1 pseudogene is annotated in these 396 nt (G+C 68.9%); it reads right to left on the reverse strand.

The features are described from left to right. Positions 1–213 (reverse strand): annotated as a pseudogene (locus ACSNOG_RS32985) (serine protease); the annotation flags it as partial. Positions 214–396 lie beyond the last annotated feature (183 nt).

Below are 396 nucleotides of genomic sequence, written 5' to 3' on the forward strand. Positions count from 1 at the left end.
GCCGGGGTCGTTGTCGGACGAGCTCGGCAGGCGGATCAGGGAGCCGGAGCAGTTGCTGAGCGCCACGGTGCCGGCGAAGTCGACGGCCTTGGGCCTGGCCTTGGCGTCCGCGGCGGAGTCCGAGGGCGCTGCCGTGGCGGCGCCGGTGCCGGCCACGGTCGCTCCGGCGAGGAGGAGGGTGGTGGTGAGCGTGCCGAGGAGAGGTCTTCTCATGGGGGGTGGTTCCTCTCTGAGACGGATCCGGGCCGCCCGGGCCGGATCCGGGCCGAAGTTCCGTTCGGTTTTGACGTGTGCATTGTTGGTGTCCCTGAGGGGGCGCGCAATCAACTGTTCCCGAGTGACAGGGAAGTTGGCCTGAATCCCCTCGTTCGGATGCGTTGACCGGTGCATGACACG

Source organism: Streptomyces sp. URMC 124 (assembly GCF_051386455.1).
Taxonomy (GTDB): domain Bacteria; phylum Actinomycetota; class Actinomycetes; order Streptomycetales; family Streptomycetaceae; genus Streptomyces.